This window comes from Sorangium sp. So ce281, from assembly GCF_051527395.1.
Lineage (GTDB): Bacteria > Myxococcota_A > Polyangia > Polyangiales > Polyangiaceae > Sorangium > Sorangium cellulosum_B.
The window spans coordinates 9653197-9669769 of sequence record NZ_CP150322.1 but is presented as its reverse complement, the minus strand read 5'-3'; the positions used below and the strand labels follow the sequence as shown (position 1 = coordinate 9669769).

13 protein-coding genes are annotated in these 16573 nt (G+C 72.6%); 12 read left to right on the top strand and 1 reads right to left on the bottom strand.

Annotated elements, in window-relative coordinates:
• Positions 1-365: 365 nt before the first annotated feature.
• Together WMF27_RS36760 and WMF27_RS36755 are read left to right on the top strand one after the other, a co-directional pair.
• Positions 366-1952 (top strand): AAA family ATPase, encoded by a 1587-nt coding sequence (locus tag WMF27_RS36760; RefSeq protein WP_437764214.1) that lies wholly within the window; start codon positions 366-368, stop codon positions 1950-1952.
• A complete protein-coding gene (locus WMF27_RS36755; protein WP_437943343.1) occupies positions 1904-3532 on the top strand; it encodes an AAA family ATPase in 1629 nt (542 codons plus the stop codon). Before WMF27_RS36760 ends, WMF27_RS36755 begins: the two co-directional genes overlap by 49 nt.
• Positions 3533-3812: 280 nt before the next feature.
• Here the strand turns inward: WMF27_RS36755 and WMF27_RS36750 are convergent, their stop codons facing one another.
• Entirely contained in the window at positions 3813-4637 is an 825-nt protein-coding gene (locus WMF27_RS36750) for a hypothetical protein (RefSeq protein WP_437764216.1), read from the bottom strand.
• A 353-nt stretch (positions 4638-4990) separates the two neighbouring features.
• Here WMF27_RS36750 and WMF27_RS36745 point away from each other — a divergent pair, with 353 nt between their 5' ends.
• The 10 genes from WMF27_RS36745 (at position 4991) to WMF27_RS36700 (ending at position 16569) form a co-directional block, all read left to right on the top strand.
• Positions 4991-6952: a serine/threonine-protein kinase gene (locus WMF27_RS36745; protein WP_437764217.1), complete on the top strand. Its 1962-nt coding sequence runs from the start codon at positions 4991-4993 to the stop codon at positions 6950-6952.
• Positions 6953-6999: 47 nt separating this feature from the next.
• Positions 7000-7299: a hypothetical protein gene (locus WMF27_RS36740; protein WP_437764218.1), complete on the top strand. Its 300-nt coding sequence runs from the start codon at positions 7000-7002 to the stop codon at positions 7297-7299.
• Complete coding sequence (locus tag WMF27_RS36735) at positions 7296-8138, top strand: sigma-70 family RNA polymerase sigma factor (RefSeq protein ID WP_437764219.1); 843 nt, start codon at positions 7296-7298, stop codon at positions 8136-8138. The genes WMF27_RS36740 and WMF27_RS36735 overlap by 4 nt, the downstream gene beginning before the upstream one ends.
• A 25-nt stretch (positions 8139-8163) precedes the next feature.
• Positions 8164-9135: a hypothetical protein gene (locus WMF27_RS36730; protein WP_437764220.1), complete on the top strand. Its 972-nt coding sequence runs from the start codon at positions 8164-8166 to the stop codon at positions 9133-9135.
• 32 nt (positions 9136-9167) lie between these two features.
• Positions 9168-10274 (top strand): hypothetical protein, encoded by a 1107-nt coding sequence (locus WMF27_RS36725; protein ID WP_437764221.1) that lies wholly within the window; start codon positions 9168-9170, stop codon positions 10272-10274.
• 31 nt (positions 10275-10305) lie between these two features.
• The gene (locus tag WMF27_RS36720) at positions 10306-11889 is read left to right on the top strand and encodes a hypothetical protein (RefSeq protein ID WP_437764222.1); all 1584 of its coding nucleotides are present in this window, start codon (positions 10306-10308) and stop codon (positions 11887-11889) included.
• Between the two features lie 122 nt (positions 11890-12011).
• Positions 12012-13295 (top strand): hypothetical protein, encoded by a 1284-nt coding sequence (locus WMF27_RS36715; RefSeq protein WP_437943342.1) that lies wholly within the window; start codon positions 12012-12014, stop codon positions 13293-13295.
• A 263-nt stretch (positions 13296-13558) separates the two neighbouring features.
• Positions 13559-14389: a PP2C family protein-serine/threonine phosphatase gene (locus WMF27_RS36710; protein WP_437764224.1), complete on the top strand. Its 831-nt coding sequence runs from the start codon at positions 13559-13561 to the stop codon at positions 14387-14389.
• Positions 14390-14455: 66 nt separating this feature from the next.
• Positions 14456-15319 carry a helix-turn-helix transcriptional regulator gene (locus WMF27_RS36705; RefSeq protein ID WP_437764225.1) on the top strand — a complete coding sequence of 288 codons (864 nt, stop codon included), beginning with the start codon at positions 14456-14458 and terminating at the stop codon, positions 15317-15319.
• A gap of 296 nt (positions 15320-15615) precedes the next feature.
• Positions 15616-16569, top strand: a complete 954-nt coding sequence (locus WMF27_RS36700) for a hypothetical protein (protein ID WP_437764226.1) — start codon at positions 15616-15618, stop codon at positions 16567-16569.
• The last annotated feature ends 4 nt before the right edge of the window (positions 16570-16573 follow it).

Sequence of the window (16573 nt, the reverse complement as noted above, 5' to 3'; positions counted from 1 at the left end):
TTCGGGGAAGGGCCGCGGAGACCCGGCAGAGGCTCCGGGAAGGGCTGCGGAGACCCGGCAGGGGTTCGGGGAAGGGCGGCGGAGAGCCGGCAGGGGTTCGGGGAAGGGCCGCGGAGAGCCGGCAGAGGTTCGGGGAAGGGCTGCGGAGAGCCGGCAGGGGTTCGGGGAAGGGCGGCGGAGAGCCGGCAGGGGTTCGGGGAAGGGCCGCGGAGACCCGGCAGGGGTTCGGGGAAGGGCCGCGGAGACCCGCCAGGGGCGGACGGAAGCGCTGCCGGATGCAGCGGCGATCGACGGCAGCATTGACATCCCGTGTGTCCGCCTGCCGGCTTCATGACGAACCGGGTGCGGTATGCGAGACTCTCCGCATGAACGGCCGCGGTACGAAGACCCTCGAGCACCTCCTGCGCCGTTTCGACGACGAGATCCACTTCGGCGCCGTGATGCTCGAGGTGCTCGAAAAGGACGGCTTCGAGCTGACCCATGCTCGCCCGGTTGGGCCGTCGAGCTGGCTGCTCCGAGCGAAGCCGCCGCAGCACATCCAGGAAGGCTTCGGGCTGGCCCCCGAGCTGCTGTTCGTCGCCGTCCAGGGCGAGGTCCAGTCGAGGGATCTCCAGCGCGCCGCCGACGAGGTCGTGCGCTCTGGCCTGCGCCTCGACGGCAACCTGGTCATCGTGACGGACGACGGCCACACGTATGACGACGGTCGGCCGCTCCAGGAGCGCCTCGAGCGGATGCCCGGCCGGGATCAGCGCGTGGCGTGGGTGTGGAACGAGGATCGGTTCTGGCCGCCGCTCTCCGAGGTGCTCTGTCAGTGCCTGCCCGCGTACGACGTCTTCGAAGAACGTGATCCAGTCCGAGGGCACCAGCTCATGGGCCGGGATGCGGAGGTGAAGGACCTCCGCACGCGCGTCCTGCGCGGCGACGCCGTCGGCGTGTTTGGGCTGCGCAAGTCGGGCAAGACCTCGCTGGTTCGCGCGGTCACCGATTGGCTCGATCCGGCGAGCGGAATCAAGACGGCCGACGCAGAGCAGGATGTGTCCCAGGCGTGCGTCCTCTGGGTCGATGCGCAGGGGCTCGATCTGCCGACCGTCGACGGTGTCGCGGACGATATGCTCGCGGCGCTGGGCCGCAGGATGCGCGCGTCCGGCGCTTCCTACGAGCCTCCGGCACGGGAGGGCATGGCCGGTTTGAAGGCGGCGGCTCAGGCGATTCTGGATGAGGGAATGCGCCTCTGCTTCGTGATCGACGAGTACGATCTCCTCTTCGAGCGCGAGGGCAACCTCGGCCCGGTGCCGGGCATCTCCAGGCTCCTCGGGCTCGTGCGCGCGCTGTCCCAGCAACAGCAAGGGGTCGTCTCGCTCGTGCTGATCGGCCGTGACCCCGAGCACCTGTCCGTTCCGCAGCTCGATGGGGTACCGAACCCCTTGCTCGCGGGGCTCACGCCGTTGTGGCTCGGGCCGATCCGTCCGCCGCACGACACGGAGATGCTCCGCAAGCTGGGGCGCCGCGCGGGCCTCGCCGTGGGTTACGAGACGGCAAAGCTCGCCCGCGCGTGGACCGGCGGGCACCCGCTGCTGCACCGACAGTTCGGCTCAGCGCTCCTCGAGGAGATCCGCGTGCACTCCCCGGGGGGCCTGCAGAAGGAGCCGACGGACCCTTATTGTGAGAGGGCTGTCGAGCGCTTCCTGGGACGTCAGGTGGTGCTCGAGGTGGACCGGGAGATCATCGCGCTGCTCTCGAAGAGGTACCCGGCTGCTTACGCGTTGCTCCTCGATCTTATCGAGAGCCATGATGCCGCCGCGGCTGTGAAGCGGTCAGGCGGACCGTATGGCCCCGGTGCGCGGCCGCTGCGGAACTTCGGCCTCCTTGACGATGCGACGCTGGCGTTGCCGATGCACCTCTCATGGTACGTCCAGAACCTGCTCCCGACGCGGACCCAGGTGGCCGTGTGACGAGCCGCTCCAATCCGTACAACTGGCAGCACCACACCCCACGCCACCCGGTGCATCGCGGCGCGCCGGTGGCCACCATCGCGGGGCACCTCCGTCGCGGCGCTGCCGTCAAGGTCATCGGCGGTCGCGGGATGGGGAAGAGCGTGCTGCTCCAGCAACTCCAGGCGCAGCTTCTTCAGGACGCACCTGGCACGCGCGTCCTGCTCGTCCCGGGGCCGCCCGAGGAGTCGACAGTCGCCGGAGCGGTGCGCGATCTCGCTGCCAGGCTCGGCATCCGCGATCTCGCGGCGCCGCGAATGGACGACCTCCTCGAGCGCGTGCTCGATGGCAGCACGACGCGGCTGGTCGTGCTCTTCGACGAGGCCGACCAGTACGTCACGGCTGGAGATGGCGAGCGGGGGGCGTTTGCAAGGAGCTGGTTCAACAAGCTGGAGGTCACGCGGAAACAACACGGCACATGCTTCGATCTCGTCTTCGCGGGCGGGATCGGCCTCTTCTATCTGGAGAGCGAGGTGGGATCCGGGATCGTGAGCCGCGCCGAACCGTGTGTGCTCGACCCGTTCGGACCGGCGGAGATCTCGGTGCTCGCGAGGTCCTTCCAGGAGGATGGGCGCTCCCTGGACGACATCTGCCTGGAGACTCTTCGCGTGATGTCCGGGGGCATCCCCGTGCTCGTGACCTACGGCCTGGAGCACCTGTGGGATGCGGCCAGCCCCTCCGTACAGGCGCTGGAGCAGATCTTCGGCGTTTTTCGCGAAAGGCACGACGGCTTCGTTCGCGCGGCGCGCTCCTCTGTCTCGCAGCGAGGGCGGCTCGATGCTCCCTGGCGCGTGCTGAAGGTCGTGCGCGAGCACGCCGGCTCGGTCCCGATGCAGCGGCTCCGTGATGCGTGCGCCTTGCAGGCCGGCGAGCACGTCTCCATCGATCCGGAGCAGGCGCTGAAGCTCCTGCGCGCGGCCGGTCTGGTGAGGGTCGAGGGCTCAATGCTCGCCGACCCCGCAGCAGCCTGGCCCATCGCCTCGATCTTGAACCTGCCGGAGCTCCCGGCGAGTTCGGGCGACCCTATCGATCGTCTGATCCAGGACGTCTGCGCGGCGCTGGCGAACCTGCGGCGTGTCGGGCGCGATTTTCACGGCAAATCCGGGCTGCTGGAAGAGCAGGTGTTCAGCTCCTTCATCGCGGCGGTGCTGGCTGTCCTCGGATGGGAGACGGAACGCGAGGCCATTCAGGTGGCGGGTTTCACCGACGTGAAGGTGCGCCTGACGCGGCCCGGCCTCGACGGCCACGCCCTGATCGAGACCAAGATCTGGCGCGGCGCGGCTCACAACCAGGGAATCCAGGAGCAGATCGACGACTACCGCGTCTCGGACAGCCTTCACGGCATCGCCGTGACGCTGGGCGTGCGTGACGCGTCGGGCTGGCCGGAAGCGTATGAGCGGATGTGCCTTGCGGGCCGCAGCATGGAGCGACTGCCGACGCCGCCGGATCTCGTGGGCCGCTGGCGGGTCCAGCAGACCGACCCGGACGGCAGGGTGTGGCGCACCGACCACCTGGTGGTGCAGCTCCCGAAGCGCAGGTGATCCTGACGAGAGCGTGGGCTGGCGCGACCTCCGGCGCCAGGCCGCTGAGTGCGACCTAGGACACCGATCACGTTGATCGAGCGAGAAATTAGCCGCCAAGGCGCCAAGGACGCCAAGAACAAAACACAATCTTGGCGTCCTTGGCGCGCTTGGCGGTTCAAATTCCTGTTCTTTTCTGAGGTTTCAACCCGTTTGTCGTTCTAGGCCGGAACAGGTGCGCGTGCGCCGACCGGCAAAGGGATCGCTCGCCGGCCCGCCCGGCGCACCCCCCGGCAGGCGCTCACGCGGGCGTGCTCTCTTCCGCCTCCGGCTCCTCGGCGTCCTCCTCCTCGGCGTCCTCCACCACCTCCTCCTCCGGCGCGGCGGCGGCCGGGGCGCGCTGCGGGCTGCGCTCGAGGAGGGCGAGGAACGGCGCGTGGAGCGCCTGGAGCATGTCGCGCTGCTTGCCGCTCGGCGTGTGCTCGATGAGCCAGCCGAGCTCGCCGTGGATGGCGTTGAACGCCTGCGTGCAGGCGACCACCGCCTCGCGGATGCGCTTCGAGCGCGCTACCGCGCGCTTCTGGCCGGAGGTGCGGCCGAGGCCTCGGGCGAGCGCCTCCGTCGCCTCCTCGACGCGCTTCAGGTACGCGCCGGCGCCGACCTTCTTCACGTCGGCGGCGAGCGGCGGCTTGCCCGCGAGCGCGACCTGGTGCCAGCCGTAGTCGACCTCGGCGTCATACGCGTACTGGGTCTGCTCGGTGCCCGCCCCCGCGAGCAAGGCGCCGCGGAGCCGCACCGCCGCGTCGCGCTGCGCCGGGTCCTTGCTCTCGGCCGCCGAGGCCAGGAACAGGTGCAGCGCCCGCTGGGCCGTGTCCCACTCCATGTCGAGCTCGGCGAGCACCGCGGCCGAGGCGACGCCGAGCGCCTCGTCGAGCGCCGCGATGCTCCAGCGCGCGCGCAGCTTCCAGACCACCGGCCTCGGCGCCTCGATGAGCAACGCCGCGGGGACGCGGTTCGGGACATCGTACTTGTCTATCGAGACGCCCTTCCACGCTCCCTGCTCGAGATCCCGCGCGAACGCGCTGAACGCCTTGTCCGTGACGAAGCTGTATCCATAGGATGCCATCGTTCTCTCCTCCGATCCTCCCCCAGGAAACCGTGCATCTTAGCGGGAGCGCCTCGCGCGTTCACAACCGCTTTGCGCAAAGGCTCCTGTCGGAACCGTGCTCTGCGCGGCCATCGGCCGGAGGCCATTGGCCGGAGGCCAGTGGGCCAGTGGCCATGGGCCAGCGGCCAGCGGCCATGGGAGGGCCGCCGGGCCGTGGGCGCCCGGTGGTGGTCGGCGGTCGCGTCGTTTTCGAAGGGGGAGACGTCGATTGGGTGAGCACTCCGGCGGCGCCGTACCGACATGGGTAGGCGACGGCAGCGCCTCCAGAGGAGGGGCGCTCGCCCGAGAGGCACCCGCCCATGGACAACGCGATGCTCCCTCTCACGGAACCCACGAGACGGCCGGCCTTCGGCACGGCGGCGCTGGCCGTCACGGCGGACCTGCCCACCGCCGCGCTGGCCGTCACCGAGGCGTTCCCGCCGCAGCAGCCGGCGAGTAGGGTGGACGCCGGGAAGGAGCGTGACAGCGCCGTGAGCGACGCCGAGGAACCGATCGAGCGGCAGGTGTTCCAGCCGGGGCAGGTCTTCCACCAGATGGAGATCGTGCGGTTCGTCGGCGCCGGGTACTCCGGCGAGGTGTACGAGGTCCGCCACCGGATCAGCGGGGCGCGGTGCGCCCTCAAGATGATGCACCTGCGCGACCGGAAGGACGCGAGGAAGGCGGAGCGGAGCCTGGCCGAGGCCCACGGGACGTTCGGGATCCAGCACGCCAACGTGGTCGAGGTCCACGACATCGGCTGCGAGGCCGACGGCACGGCGTGGATGCTCATGGAGTTCCTCGACGGGCCGACGCTGAGCACCATCCTGGAGCGCCAGGGGAGGCTGTCGCCGCTGTTCGCGCTGCACGTCGCGCTCGAGGCCGCGTGGGGGCTCGACGCGGCGCACGAGAACCAGATCATCCACCGCGACGTGAAGCCGGACAACATCGTCTTCACCGCGGACGGGATGGTGAAGGTCGTCGATTTCTCGATCGCGAAGGTCATCCCCTACGAGATGCGGACGACCCAGCGCAACGTGCGCCTCGGGACGGCCGCGTACATGGCGCCCGAGAACCTCGCCGGGAACGAGGCGGACGCGCGCTTCGACGTGTACTCGCTGGGGCTCGTGCTCTGGGAGATGATCGCCGGCCGCCACCCGTTCCGCGACGCCTTCGACGACCGGACGAAGCTCGTGAACTGGCAGTTCTTCGCGGATCCCGCGCCGCTGTCGGAGGTGGCGGGGCTGCCGGCGTACGTGGACGAGGTGATCCGGCGCGCGACGGCGAAGCAGCCGGCGGCGCGGTACCTGTCGATGGCCGAGATGGCGCAGGGCATGATCGCGCTGCGCAGGCGCCTCGAGCAGGACGAGGCGGAGGGCCGGATCTCGCTGGCGACGCCGCCCGGCGAGCCGCCGATCCCGGGCCGGCCGGGGCGGCGCGCGGTCTACCGGGCGCCGGTGACGGGGCCGACGCTCGAGGTGCCGCGGCGGGAGCCGTCCGCGCGGGTCGTGGTGGCGTCGCCGGCGCCCGCGGCGGGGCCCGGCGGGACGGCGCCGATGGATCTGGAGAGCGTCCGGGCGGCGGCGTTCGGGCCTGGACCGTGGCCCGCGGGCAGCGCCGGGGACGGGCGCGCGCCGGGCAGCCAAGGGAGGACGGCGCGGGGGACGGAGATCATGGAGGTGACGTCGCTGTCGTCGCCGTCCGGTCCGCCGCCGGGGTCGTCCCGGCCGCCCGCGGTGCGCACGACGAGCCCGATGCTCCGGCAGCTGGCCGCGGAGGGCGAGCGCGGGTCGGGGGAGCGGGGAGAGGGCGCGCGCGCCGGGCGCGAGGTGCGCATGGCGCCGTGGATGCTGATCGCGCTGGTGCTCGCCTCCTCGGCGGCGAGCGCGCTGGCCGTGCGGTGGCTCGCGCCGCCGGGCACGCCCGCGACCTCGGCGGAGGATGCCGGCGCAACGGCGGCTGCCAGCGCAACGGCGGTCGGAGCGGAGGGCGGAGCGGCGGAGGGCGCAACCTCGGTCGGAGCGGCGGAGGGCGCAACCTCGGTCGGAGCGGAGGGCGCAACCTCGGTCGGAGCGGAGGGCGCAACCTCGGTCGGAGCGGAGGGCGCAACCTCGGTCAGGCCGGCAACCCCGGCCAGGCCGGCGGCGGCGGGCGCAACCTCGGTCAGGTCGGCGGCGGCGGGCGCAACCTCGGTCAGGCCGGCAACCCCGGTCGGGCCGGCGCGCCGGCCAGCGGCGACGGCCAAGCCGCGGCGGCAGGGGACCCCGCCGCCCTTCGGAGACACGCCGATTTTCTAGGAATGCGCAGGGCGAAGCGCTGGAGCGCGCGCGGAGAGGAGGCCGGAATGTCACAGGACGATCGAAACGACGAGCAGCGGCTGCGCGCGGAGCGCGTGGTGGCGGAGACGATCGAGCGGAGCCTCGCGCCGTACCGCGGGCTCGTGCCGGAGGCGATGCTCGCGCAGTTGCGCGAGGCGATGGAGGACGAGCTTGTCAAGAACCCCTACTCCGTCGCGCTGCTGCGCCAGCTGACGGCGCGGCCGGCGCCGTCGTCGAGCGGGGAGGTGCCGTGCGAGGGCGCGCCGGCGGAGCGTGGCCACGACCGCAAGGGGGGCGCGGCGGGCGGCGGGAGGGAGGGCGCGTGACCGGCGAGGGCGAGGGCAAAGACGCCGAGGTGCTGCCGCTGCTCACGCCGAGGCAGCGGGCGATGGTCGAGCGCGCGCTGCCGATGGTCGATGCCCAGGCCCGCTGGTACGCGCGCAGGTACGCGGGGCTTGTCGAGCGGGACGAGCTCGTCGCGGCGGGCTCGGCGGCCGTGGTGGAGGCGGTGCGCCGGTACGACGAGGCGCATGGCGTCTCGTTCGAGGGGTACGCGCGCGCGCGGATGGACGGCAGCATGCTGGACCTGATCCGCGCGGAGACGCAGGCGCGGCAGCGCGACGTGGCGATGCGGCGCGCGATGGCGGCGCTGTCGGAGCACCACCAGGGCGGGTTCGACCTCTTGCGGGACGGCCCGGAGGAGATCCAGGGCCGGCTCCAGGAGTTCTGCGACGCGCTGGCGACGGTCGGGGTCGTGGCGGGGGTGGCGGCGATGCGGCGGCCGGTGTCCGACGAGGAGGCGGCCGAGCGCGTGGCGTACGTGGGCGCGATCCGTGCGCTGGGGGAGGCGTTCGCCGAGCTGCCCGAGGACGAGCAGCGGGCGCTCGGGGCGGTGTTCGTGGACGGCATGGACATGCACGAGGCGGAGGCGTTCCTCGGGGTGGCGTACGTCACGGTGCGGCGGCGGCTGGAGCGTGGCCGGGAGCGGCTGCGCAAGGCGCTGTGGAAGCGGGGGGTGAAGGAGATGCCGCTGACGCGGGGCGAGCCGTGGAGCGCGCCGGTGCTGCGCGGGGTGCGGGGCGATGGGCCCGAGGGTGGAGGCGCAGGAGGCACGGAAGGCGCGGAGCGCGCGGGGAAGCGAGGGCCCGGGCCGCGCGGGCGGTAGCGCGCGGGCGGCAGGGAGCGAGGCGATGACGAAGCAGGACGGCGAAGCGGCGGGCGTGCCCCGGGTGATCCAGAGCCAGGGGGAGGACGAGGCGAAGGCCTACGCGAAGGGCGAGGTCGCGCCGACGCCGCTGCACCCGACGGTGGAGATGGAGCGGGTCCACATCGAGGATCCGCAGCGCGTGCCGCCGCCGCGGGAGGGGGCGAGGCGGGGCGGTGGAGCGCGCAACCCGGAGCAGCGCGCGCCGCTCGCGGACGTGGGGGCGCCGAGCGTGTCGATGCCGGAAGGGCTGGCGGTGACGAAGCGGCAGCCGATCGTGATCGACAGCGAGATCCTCGCGGAGTGGCACGGGGGGCGGGGCGAGGCGGCGGAGGGAGACGAGGCGGCAGGGAGCGAGGCGGCGAAGGGAGACGAGGCGACGGGGAGCGCGGGAGCGGGGCGCGCGGCGCCGCGGCTCGCGGAGGTCGCGGCGGCGCGGCGCACGGAGCGGCGGGCGGGCCGGCAGCGCGCGGCGTGGGTGCTGGCGATGGGCGTACTCTTGGCGATCGGGGTGACGGTGCTGCGATCCGTGTGGGGAGCGGGCGGCGGTGCGGGAGAGGCGGCCCGCGGCGCAGGCGGGGCCGCGCAGGGCGAGCCGGCGGCCCGGGAGACCGCGGGGAAGGCTGCCGAGAACGCGGGTGCCCCAGGGGCGAGCGCTGCGCGCGCAGCCGGGGCGCCGGCTGCGGAGTCGGCGAGAGCGCCGGCTGCGAGCGCGCCGGTGGCGCCAAGTGGGGCCACGGTCCCATCGCAGGAGAGCGGTCCGAGCGGGCAGGCTGCGCCGAAGCCTGCGGCGCCGAGGCCGAGCGCGCCCGCGGCGCCGAGGCCGAGGGCGACTGGCTCCGCGGCGCCCGCGCGGGAGGCGCCTGCGAGCCCACGGGGCACGCGGGAAGAGCGCGGAGCGGAGGGCGCACCGGCGCCGTCGCCGCGCAGTCCGGATGAACAGCGGATCTTCGATTGAGCCGCCGGGGTGGATGAACGATGGGAGACGCCATGAGGAACCTGACGATGCGTTGGACGGCGGTCGCATGCTGCGCGCTGTCCGCCTGTCTCCTCGCGCCGGCCGCGGCCCGCGCGCAGGGCAGCCCGCCGCCCGCGCCGGTGGAGGACGACGCGGCGAGCGACAACGCGCGCGCGGCGCAGCTCTACCGAGAGGGCAACGTCGCCTTCGACCAGAAGCGGTGGGCGGAGGCGGAGCTTCTGTACCTGAAGGCGTGGGCGCTCGTGAGATCGTTCGACATCGCCACGAACGTCGGGCATGTGCAGCTCAAGCTCAACAAGCCGCGGTCTGCCGCTGCGTTCTTCGCGTTCGCCCTGAGGACGGCGCCGCCGTCGGTGAAGCCCGAGCAGCGCGCACGGATGCGGGGTTTCCTTGAGGAGGCGAAGGCGCAAGTGGGGGCGGTGCGGCTTCAGGGAACGGACGTGGCGGACGCGGAGGTGTTCGTGGACGGCGAGCGCGTGCCGGCGGAGGAGGTGAAGCACGAGATGTACGTGGAGCCTGGGGAGCATCGGCTCGTGATCCGGCGGGCGGGGTACGAGGAGACGGCGATCCGGGTGGTGGCGGCGGCGGGGGTGCGGGAGACGGTCCCCGTGGCGATGAAGCCGCTGGAGGCGAAGGCGGCGGAAGGGAAGGCGTCGGAGGCGAGCGAGGCGGGGCCGGCGAAGCTGCCGGAGGCACCCATTGTGGCGCCGATCCGCAGCGCGGAGGCGCATGCCAGCGGGCCGAGAAAGGTGGTGCTGATCGGCGGCGCGGCGACAGCGGGGGCGGCGGCGGTCGCGGGCGTGGTGTTCACGGTGCTGGCGAACGCGAACGCCAGCGACGCGGGAGAACGGCGGGATGCGCTGGCTGGCACGAACGCTGCTCCGTGTCCTCGCACCGGCGGACCACCTGCATGCGTTAAGCTGCGAGAATCGTACGAAGCGCGCGTCCACTTCACCAATGCCGCGCTGTTCAGCTTCGTCGGTGCTGGAGCCATCGGTGTGGGCAGCTTGGTCTACGGACTGGTGACGCGACCCTCATCAAGGCCGCAGGAGCGGGTGCAGTTCGCGCCGCTCATTGGTGCGAGCAACGTGGGCCTCTCCGTGAGCGGTACGCTCTGAACCAGGCACGATGGAGCAAGGAGACAAGAGCATGCGTCGTGCTTCGTGCTGTGCGTGGGCGCTCGTCGCGCTGGCGATGAGCTCGGGAATCTACGTGGCTGGGTGCTTCCCATTCCCGTTGAACTACAACTGCGAGAACACGTACACGGACTGCAGCTTCGGCGCCGGGGGCGGTGGTGGCGACGTGAGCCCCGCGTGCAAGGCGGATCCGACCGACGACGCAAGCACGGTGACGGAGGAGTGCGCGGTGTTCGCGAGCGCGAGCGCTAAGCCTGGTGGGGATGGAACGAAGGCGAAGCCGTACGCGTCGCTCGGGGAGGCGATCGCCAACGCGAACGGCAAGCGGGTGCTTGCGTGCGCGAGCGGGGCGTTCGCGGAGAGCGTGACGATCGAGGCCGGCGTCGAGGTGATCGGCGGCTTCGACTGCGCGGCGGATTGGACATGGAGCGCCGAGGCACGGAGCGCGATCGATGCGCCCGCGGATCGGATCGCGCTCACGCTGACCGAGGATGCGCGCGGGGCGAATGTGCGCAGCTTCGCGGTACGCGCGGCGAGCGCGATGGATCCGGGCGGGTCGTCGATCGGCGTGGCGGTGGCGGACGTTGAGGCGGAGCTCGCACAGGTTGATGTGACAGCGGGCGATGGGATGGACGGTGCGAAGGGCGAGACGCCTGCGGAGGCACCGCAGGCGGGCGCGAGCGCGGCGACGATGAGCGCGTCGAATGCGTGCGAGCTAGCCGCGGACGTGCGAGGCGGTGAGGCTGGCGTGACGACGTGCGAGGACGGTGAGACGCGCGGCGGCCGAGGAGGACCCGGAGGAACCCCGGGGATGGATGACGGCAACGGGCAGCGCGGGGAAGATGGCGCGCCGGTGCCGGAAGAGAACCCCGACGAGTATGGGCTCGGCGGCATGGGGCAGACGGATCCAGATGGCGCCTGCAAGCCCGGCACGATCGGCAAAAATGGAGCTCGCGGCATGGCTGGCACAGCAGGCAGCGGCACGACGCTGACGCTGGCTGGCATCGTGGGCGGTGATGGCGGTCCAGGCATACCAGGCGGCCGCGGTCAAGGGGGAGGAGGCGGCGGCGGAGCGAAGACAGGGCTCTTCTGCAAGGCCGACGAAGACACCGTGGAGGGCCCCGGCGCCAGCGGTGGCGGGGGCGGAGCTGGGGGGTGCGGCGGTAAAGGAGGGGGCGGTGGCAAGGCCGGTGGGTCGAGCATCGGTATCCTCAGTCTCGGAACGAAGCTCGTGTTGACGGACGTGACCGTCGCCGTGGGCAACGCTGGCAAGGGCGGGGATGGGGCTGGAGGCAGGGGCGGCGGGCTGGGTGGCAGTCCTGGGACCGGTGGTACGCCTTCGATCCTTGGTGGCTCCGCCGGCTGTGACGGCGGCAAAGGGGGGCAGGGCGGAGCCGGCGGGCCCGGTGGAGGCGGCCGAGGCGGCCACGCCGTAGGCATCGCCCATGCGACGGCTCCGAACGCAGCGGTGGCGCTGGAATTCGTCGAGGGCGCGGCAGGCGACGGCGGCAGCACCGTCCCTGGCGGGAACACCGGCGCGCCGGGCGTGAGCAGCGCGTGCTGGAACTTCGAAATGAACGAGAGCTGTGGGCCGTGAGGAAGACGAATTGGTGTCTTCCGAGACGGGCGAAGCGGGCATCGGCAGTCCTGGAGCGAGCGCGGAGGGCGCAGGGAGCGGCAGGCGTGAAGGCCGAGGTGCAGGCGTTCTGACGTGACGTTGTGAGCGGCGCTGCTGCTGCTGCGGAGCATGAGGCGCAGCGGCAGGGCGGCGTGATGGCGAAAGCGACGAAGGACGGGACGGCGCGCTGGAGCAGGCGCGACGAACGGCGGACGTGTGCGCGCGCGGCAGGGCACCGAGCGCGGCGACTGCGCGAGGAGCGGGTACATGATGGCGGACTTTGCGAGAGCGAGGAATCGACCGTGAGGCGAGCGGTGCGCGCGGGATGGCTGGTGACGTCGGTGCTGCTCGGCAGCACGGCAGTACCGAGCAGCGTCCGGGGCGAGGAGCGAGCGATGCCCGTGTCGAGCGAGAGCAGCGAGCGCGAGCGCGCGGTGCGTGACTTCGAGGAAGGCCGCGGGGCGCACATGGCGGGCCGCTTGGAGGAAGCGGAGCTCGCGTACCTGCGGGCGTGGTCGTGGATGAAGTCGTACGACATCGCGGTGAACCTCGGGCAGGTGCAGCTGCGGCTGAACAAGCCTGCGTCGGCGGCGAAGTACCTGGCGTACGGGGTGCGCGCGGCGGGGCCGGAGATCGAGCCGGAGCGGCTGGCGCGGATGCTGGCACTGCTGGACGAGGCGAAGGCGCAGGTGGGGGCAGTGCGGCTTCAGGTGACGAACGTGGCGGACGCGGAGGTGTTCGTGGACGGCGAGCGCGTGCCGGCGGAGGAGGTGAAGCACGATATCTATGTGGAGCCAGGGGAGCATCGGATCGTGATCCGGCGCGCGGGCTACGCGGAGGCAATGATCCAGGTGGCGGCCATGGCGGGGTCGCGCGAGGAGATCGCGACGGAGCTGAAACCGAAGCTGGCGACGCGGCCGGGGGCGGCGGGCGCGCCGGTGGTCGGGAAGGTCGGGGAGGAGAAGACGAAGGTGCCCGGAGCGGGGGTGGCGGTGGAGGAGCCGCGGAGCTGGGTGCCGGTGGTCGCGCTGGGGGCGGCGAGCGCGGTGGGGCTCGGGGTGGGGGTGGGCTTCACGGCGGCGTCGAACGGGGCGCGCGTGGACGTCGACGCACAGCGCGACGCGATCTTGAAGGCGCGCACTCACTGTGTAAACCCGCCGACCGCAACCCCGGAGCAGTGCGCGGAGCTGCGCAGGACGGTGTCGCGCGTCGACACGCTCGGCAACGGCGCGCGCGTCGCGTACGCGACAGCGGGCGCGCTGGCGATAGCCGCGTTGATCTACGCGACCTGGCCCAGAGGACGACCAGCGCGCGCGGTCGCTCTGGAGGCTGGGCCTGGGCTGAATGCGGGCGGCGCAGGCATCGCCGTGACGGGCTCGTGGTGAGAGGAAGAGGTGTGATGAGGAGAGGGCGATGGGCTTGGGCGCTCGGTGCGCTGGGGTTTGTGGGGGTGCGCGGCGGCGCTGACGCGATCGTGCGCGTGGAAGACGTGCATGCGAGCGGGACGATGACGGCTCGCATGCTCTGACGACCCGCGGCAGCGCCGCGGCGCGCTGCCCCAGAGAGAAGGACCCGGCGCTCTGCCATCGCAGTCGCAGCGCGCCATGGCTCGGCTCGTCCTGATGACGAGCGCGCGAGGAGGACGAAGGTGTATCCACAGCTTGCCGTCGAGGCGGCGGCGCACTCGGACGTGGGCCGGCGTCGGAGCAACAACGAGGACAGCTTCGCGGCGCTGCCGTGCCTGGGGCTGTTCATGGTGGCCGACGGGTTGGGCGGCCATGCGGCTGGCGAGGTCGCGTCGCGGATGGCCATCGAGGTGGTCAAGAGCTGCTTCGAGGAGGACGGCGATCTGGAGGAGACCTGGCCCTACGGCGCGGCGACGCCGCACGACCGGGACGAGGTGCGGCTGGTGATGAGCGTGCGGCGCGCGAACCGGGCGATCTACGAGGCGAGCCAGCGGCACGAGCAGAAGCGCGGCATGGCCACCACCTTCGCGGGGGTGCTGCTGGCGCCAGGCATGGCGTACATCGCCCACGTCGGCGACACGCGCGTCTACCGCATGCGCGGTGGCAAGCTGGAGCGGCTGACGCGGGATCACTCGCTGCTGGCCGAGCTGCTGGAGGACGACGACGGCGCGCGGGAGGCGGTCGAGGCGCTGAGCGACCGGGCGAGCGCCGTGACGCGCGCGCTCGGGTGCAGCGAGAACGTTGAGATCGACTGGCGCGTGGAGACGACGAAGCCGGGTGACGTGTTCCTCGTGTGCTCGGACGGGCTGTGGGGCCCAGTGCCTGAGAGGCGCATCGCCGGGATCCTCGGGGCGCACCGCGATCTGGGCTTTGCAGCGGAGCTGCTGATCGACCTCGCCAACGAGCACGGCGGGCCGGACAACGTGACGTGTGTCCTGGCACGTTTGGGAGATGGGGCGAAACGGTGCGTTGAGGCAGGCGCGACGCACGGCGGATTCGAGGAGATGCCTTAGGTCGGGCAGGACGAGGCCTGGCTCCGCCGTACAGCGGACAAGAAGGCTCACGGTCGAGGAGGGAACATGGAAGACATGCTGGGTGCAATGTGGCTCGTCTCGCCGCTCGGGCTCGCGATGATCGCGTGCGTGGCGATCGGCTTCGCGGTCACCGCGCGCGAAGCGCTGGGACGAGAGCGCGGGTTTCGTGAGGCGCGCGAGCACGCGCACGATGAAGAGGAGGCAGCCCTCATCGATGCGAAGGAGCAGGCAGCGGGCGAGCGAGATCGATACCGGCGGCTCCTGGACTGTCACGTCGATGCGGCGCTCGCCGAGCTGAGAGACGCCCGAGGGTGCCCCGTCCCCTGGCCGGGAAGGGTCCTCGAGTCGTTCTGTGCGACGACGCCTTCGTGGAGGAGGAAGCTGGGCGAGAGCACGGGGCTATCGCCGAGGGAGGTGGAGCGGCTGCTGAGGAGCGACCTGCCCATGACGCCCGGCCTCGCGCGGCAGCTGGAGACCTTCACCGGCACGCCGGCGCGGTACTGGGAGCGCCTGTGGCGGCTGCACGACGACCGCCGGACGGACGCGGAGGATACCGTGGTGGTCCAGGTCGGCGAGCCCGTCACCAGGCGCGAGAGCTCGGCGTCGCCGGCTCCGCCGACGGTACCTCCCCGCGCGCTCGACATTCCACCTCCCGTGGTGCCGTCTCCCGAGCTCGCGGCCAGGAGCCCGCAGGGGAAGCTCCCGCCGCCTCCACTGCCGCAGCTTCGGCCACCGCGCCCTGTCCGTGCCGTCGCGGGGGAAGAGCTCGCCCGTCGTGCTGCCCCGCTGACGAGCTTCCCGCTACAGCGCGACGAAGGAGCGGCGAACTCCGCCAACGGGTCCGATTGGGAGGAAGCAGAGCGCTCCTCCCTGAACACGACGCTTCCGGGCGTAGGGCGCCATGGGTGAGAAACTCTCTCCCTCCGGGCTCGCTGGCCAGACGCCTGGTGGCTGGGAGTATGGCGGACCCGACAACGTGACATGCGTGCTGGCGTGGCTGGGAGACGGGTGACGTGAGCGGGAATTCCGTGACAACCGAGGCACTGGCGACGGACGGACCCGCCCCGTCCCGCGCTCGGCGCGGGACCGGGGGCGGGCGGGCCGCGCGCAGGCCCGAAGGGCCGAGCACGGACCGGGGTGGGGCATCGATCCTTCTTCTCTTGTTTCTCGCTGTCGGATTGAAGCCGGTCGGTGACACAACCCGGGTGATCCAGAGCCAGGGGGAGGACGAGGCGAAGGCCTACGCGAAGGGCGAGGTCGCGCCGACGCCGCTGCACCCGACGGTGGAGATGGAGCGGGTCCACATCGAGGAGCCTCGGCGGGTGCCGCCGCCGCGGGAGGGGGCGAGGCGGGGCGGTGGAGCGCGCAACCCGGAGCAGCGCGCGCCGCTCGCGGACGTGGGGGCGCCGAGCGTGTCGATGCCGGAAGGGCTGGCGGTGACGAAGCGGCAGCCGATCGTGATCGACAGCGAGATCCTCGCGGAGTGGCACGGGGGGCGGGGCGAGGCGGCAGGGAGCGAGGCGGCAGGGAGCGAGGCGGCAGGGAGCGAGGCGGCGAAGGGAGACGAGGCGACGGGGAGCGCGGGGCGCGCGGCGCCGCGGCTCGCGGAGGTCGCGGCGGCGCGGCGCACGGAGCGCCGAGCGGGCCGGCAGCGCGCGGCGTGGGTGCTGGCGATGGGCGTACTCTTGGCGATCGGGGTGACGGTGCTGCGATCCGTGTGGGGAGCGCGCGACGGCGGGGCAGAGGCGGCCCGCGGCGCAGGCGGGGCGGCGCAGGACGAAGAGAAGGACAGGCGGGGCGAGGAGAAGGCAGGCACGCGGGGGGACGAGAAGGCAAGCGTGTCCGGCGCGGCGACGGCCAGCGCGCCGGCCGCGAGCGCGTCGGAGCGGCCTGTCGAAGCGCTGGGTGGCGCGGCGGTCTCGGCGCGGACGCCGCCCGTGGAAGGAGCGCCCGCGGCAGCGACCAGCGCGCTGCAGGGTAGGTCGAGCGGGCCCGCCGGGTCGGCGGCGTCGCAGGGCGCGGCGCCGAGGGCGCGCGCCGGCGGTCCGGCGGCGCCGACGCAGCAGGCGCCGAGGGAGCCGGCGGGCGCGGCGTCGGCGAGGGCGACACCGGGCGCGCCGCAGCCGCCGAGCGCCTACGACGTGCCGAACTTCGATTGAGCCC

Excerpts from the sequence above, each read along its gene's own strand:
- WMF27_RS36760 (WP_437764214.1), top strand. The coding sequence starts at position 366 with ATGAACGGCCGCGGTACGAAGACCCTCGAGCACCTCCTGCGCCGTTTC.
- WMF27_RS36755 (WP_437943343.1), top strand. The coding sequence starts at position 1,904 with ATGGTACGTCCAGAACCTGCTCCCGACGCGGACCCAGGTGGCCGTGTG.
- WMF27_RS36750 (WP_437764216.1), bottom strand. The coding sequence starts at position 4,637 with ATGGCATCCTATGGATACAGCTTCGTCACGGACAAGGCGTTCAGCGCG.
- WMF27_RS36745 (WP_437764217.1), top strand. The coding sequence starts at position 4,991 with ATGCTCCCTCTCACGGAACCCACGAGACGGCCGGCCTTCGGCACGGCG.
- WMF27_RS36740 (WP_437764218.1), top strand. The coding sequence starts at position 7,000 with ATGTCACAGGACGATCGAAACGACGAGCAGCGGCTGCGCGCGGAGCGC.
- WMF27_RS36730 (WP_437764220.1), top strand. The coding sequence starts at position 8,164 with ATGACGAAGCAGGACGGCGAAGCGGCGGGCGTGCCCCGGGTGATCCAG.
- WMF27_RS36725 (WP_437764221.1), top strand. The coding sequence starts at position 9,168 with ATGAGGAACCTGACGATGCGTTGGACGGCGGTCGCATGCTGCGCGCTG.
- WMF27_RS36720 (WP_437764222.1), top strand. The coding sequence starts at position 10,306 with ATGCGTCGTGCTTCGTGCTGTGCGTGGGCGCTCGTCGCGCTGGCGATG.
- WMF27_RS36705 (WP_437764225.1), top strand. The coding sequence starts at position 14,456 with ATGGAAGACATGCTGGGTGCAATGTGGCTCGTCTCGCCGCTCGGGCTC.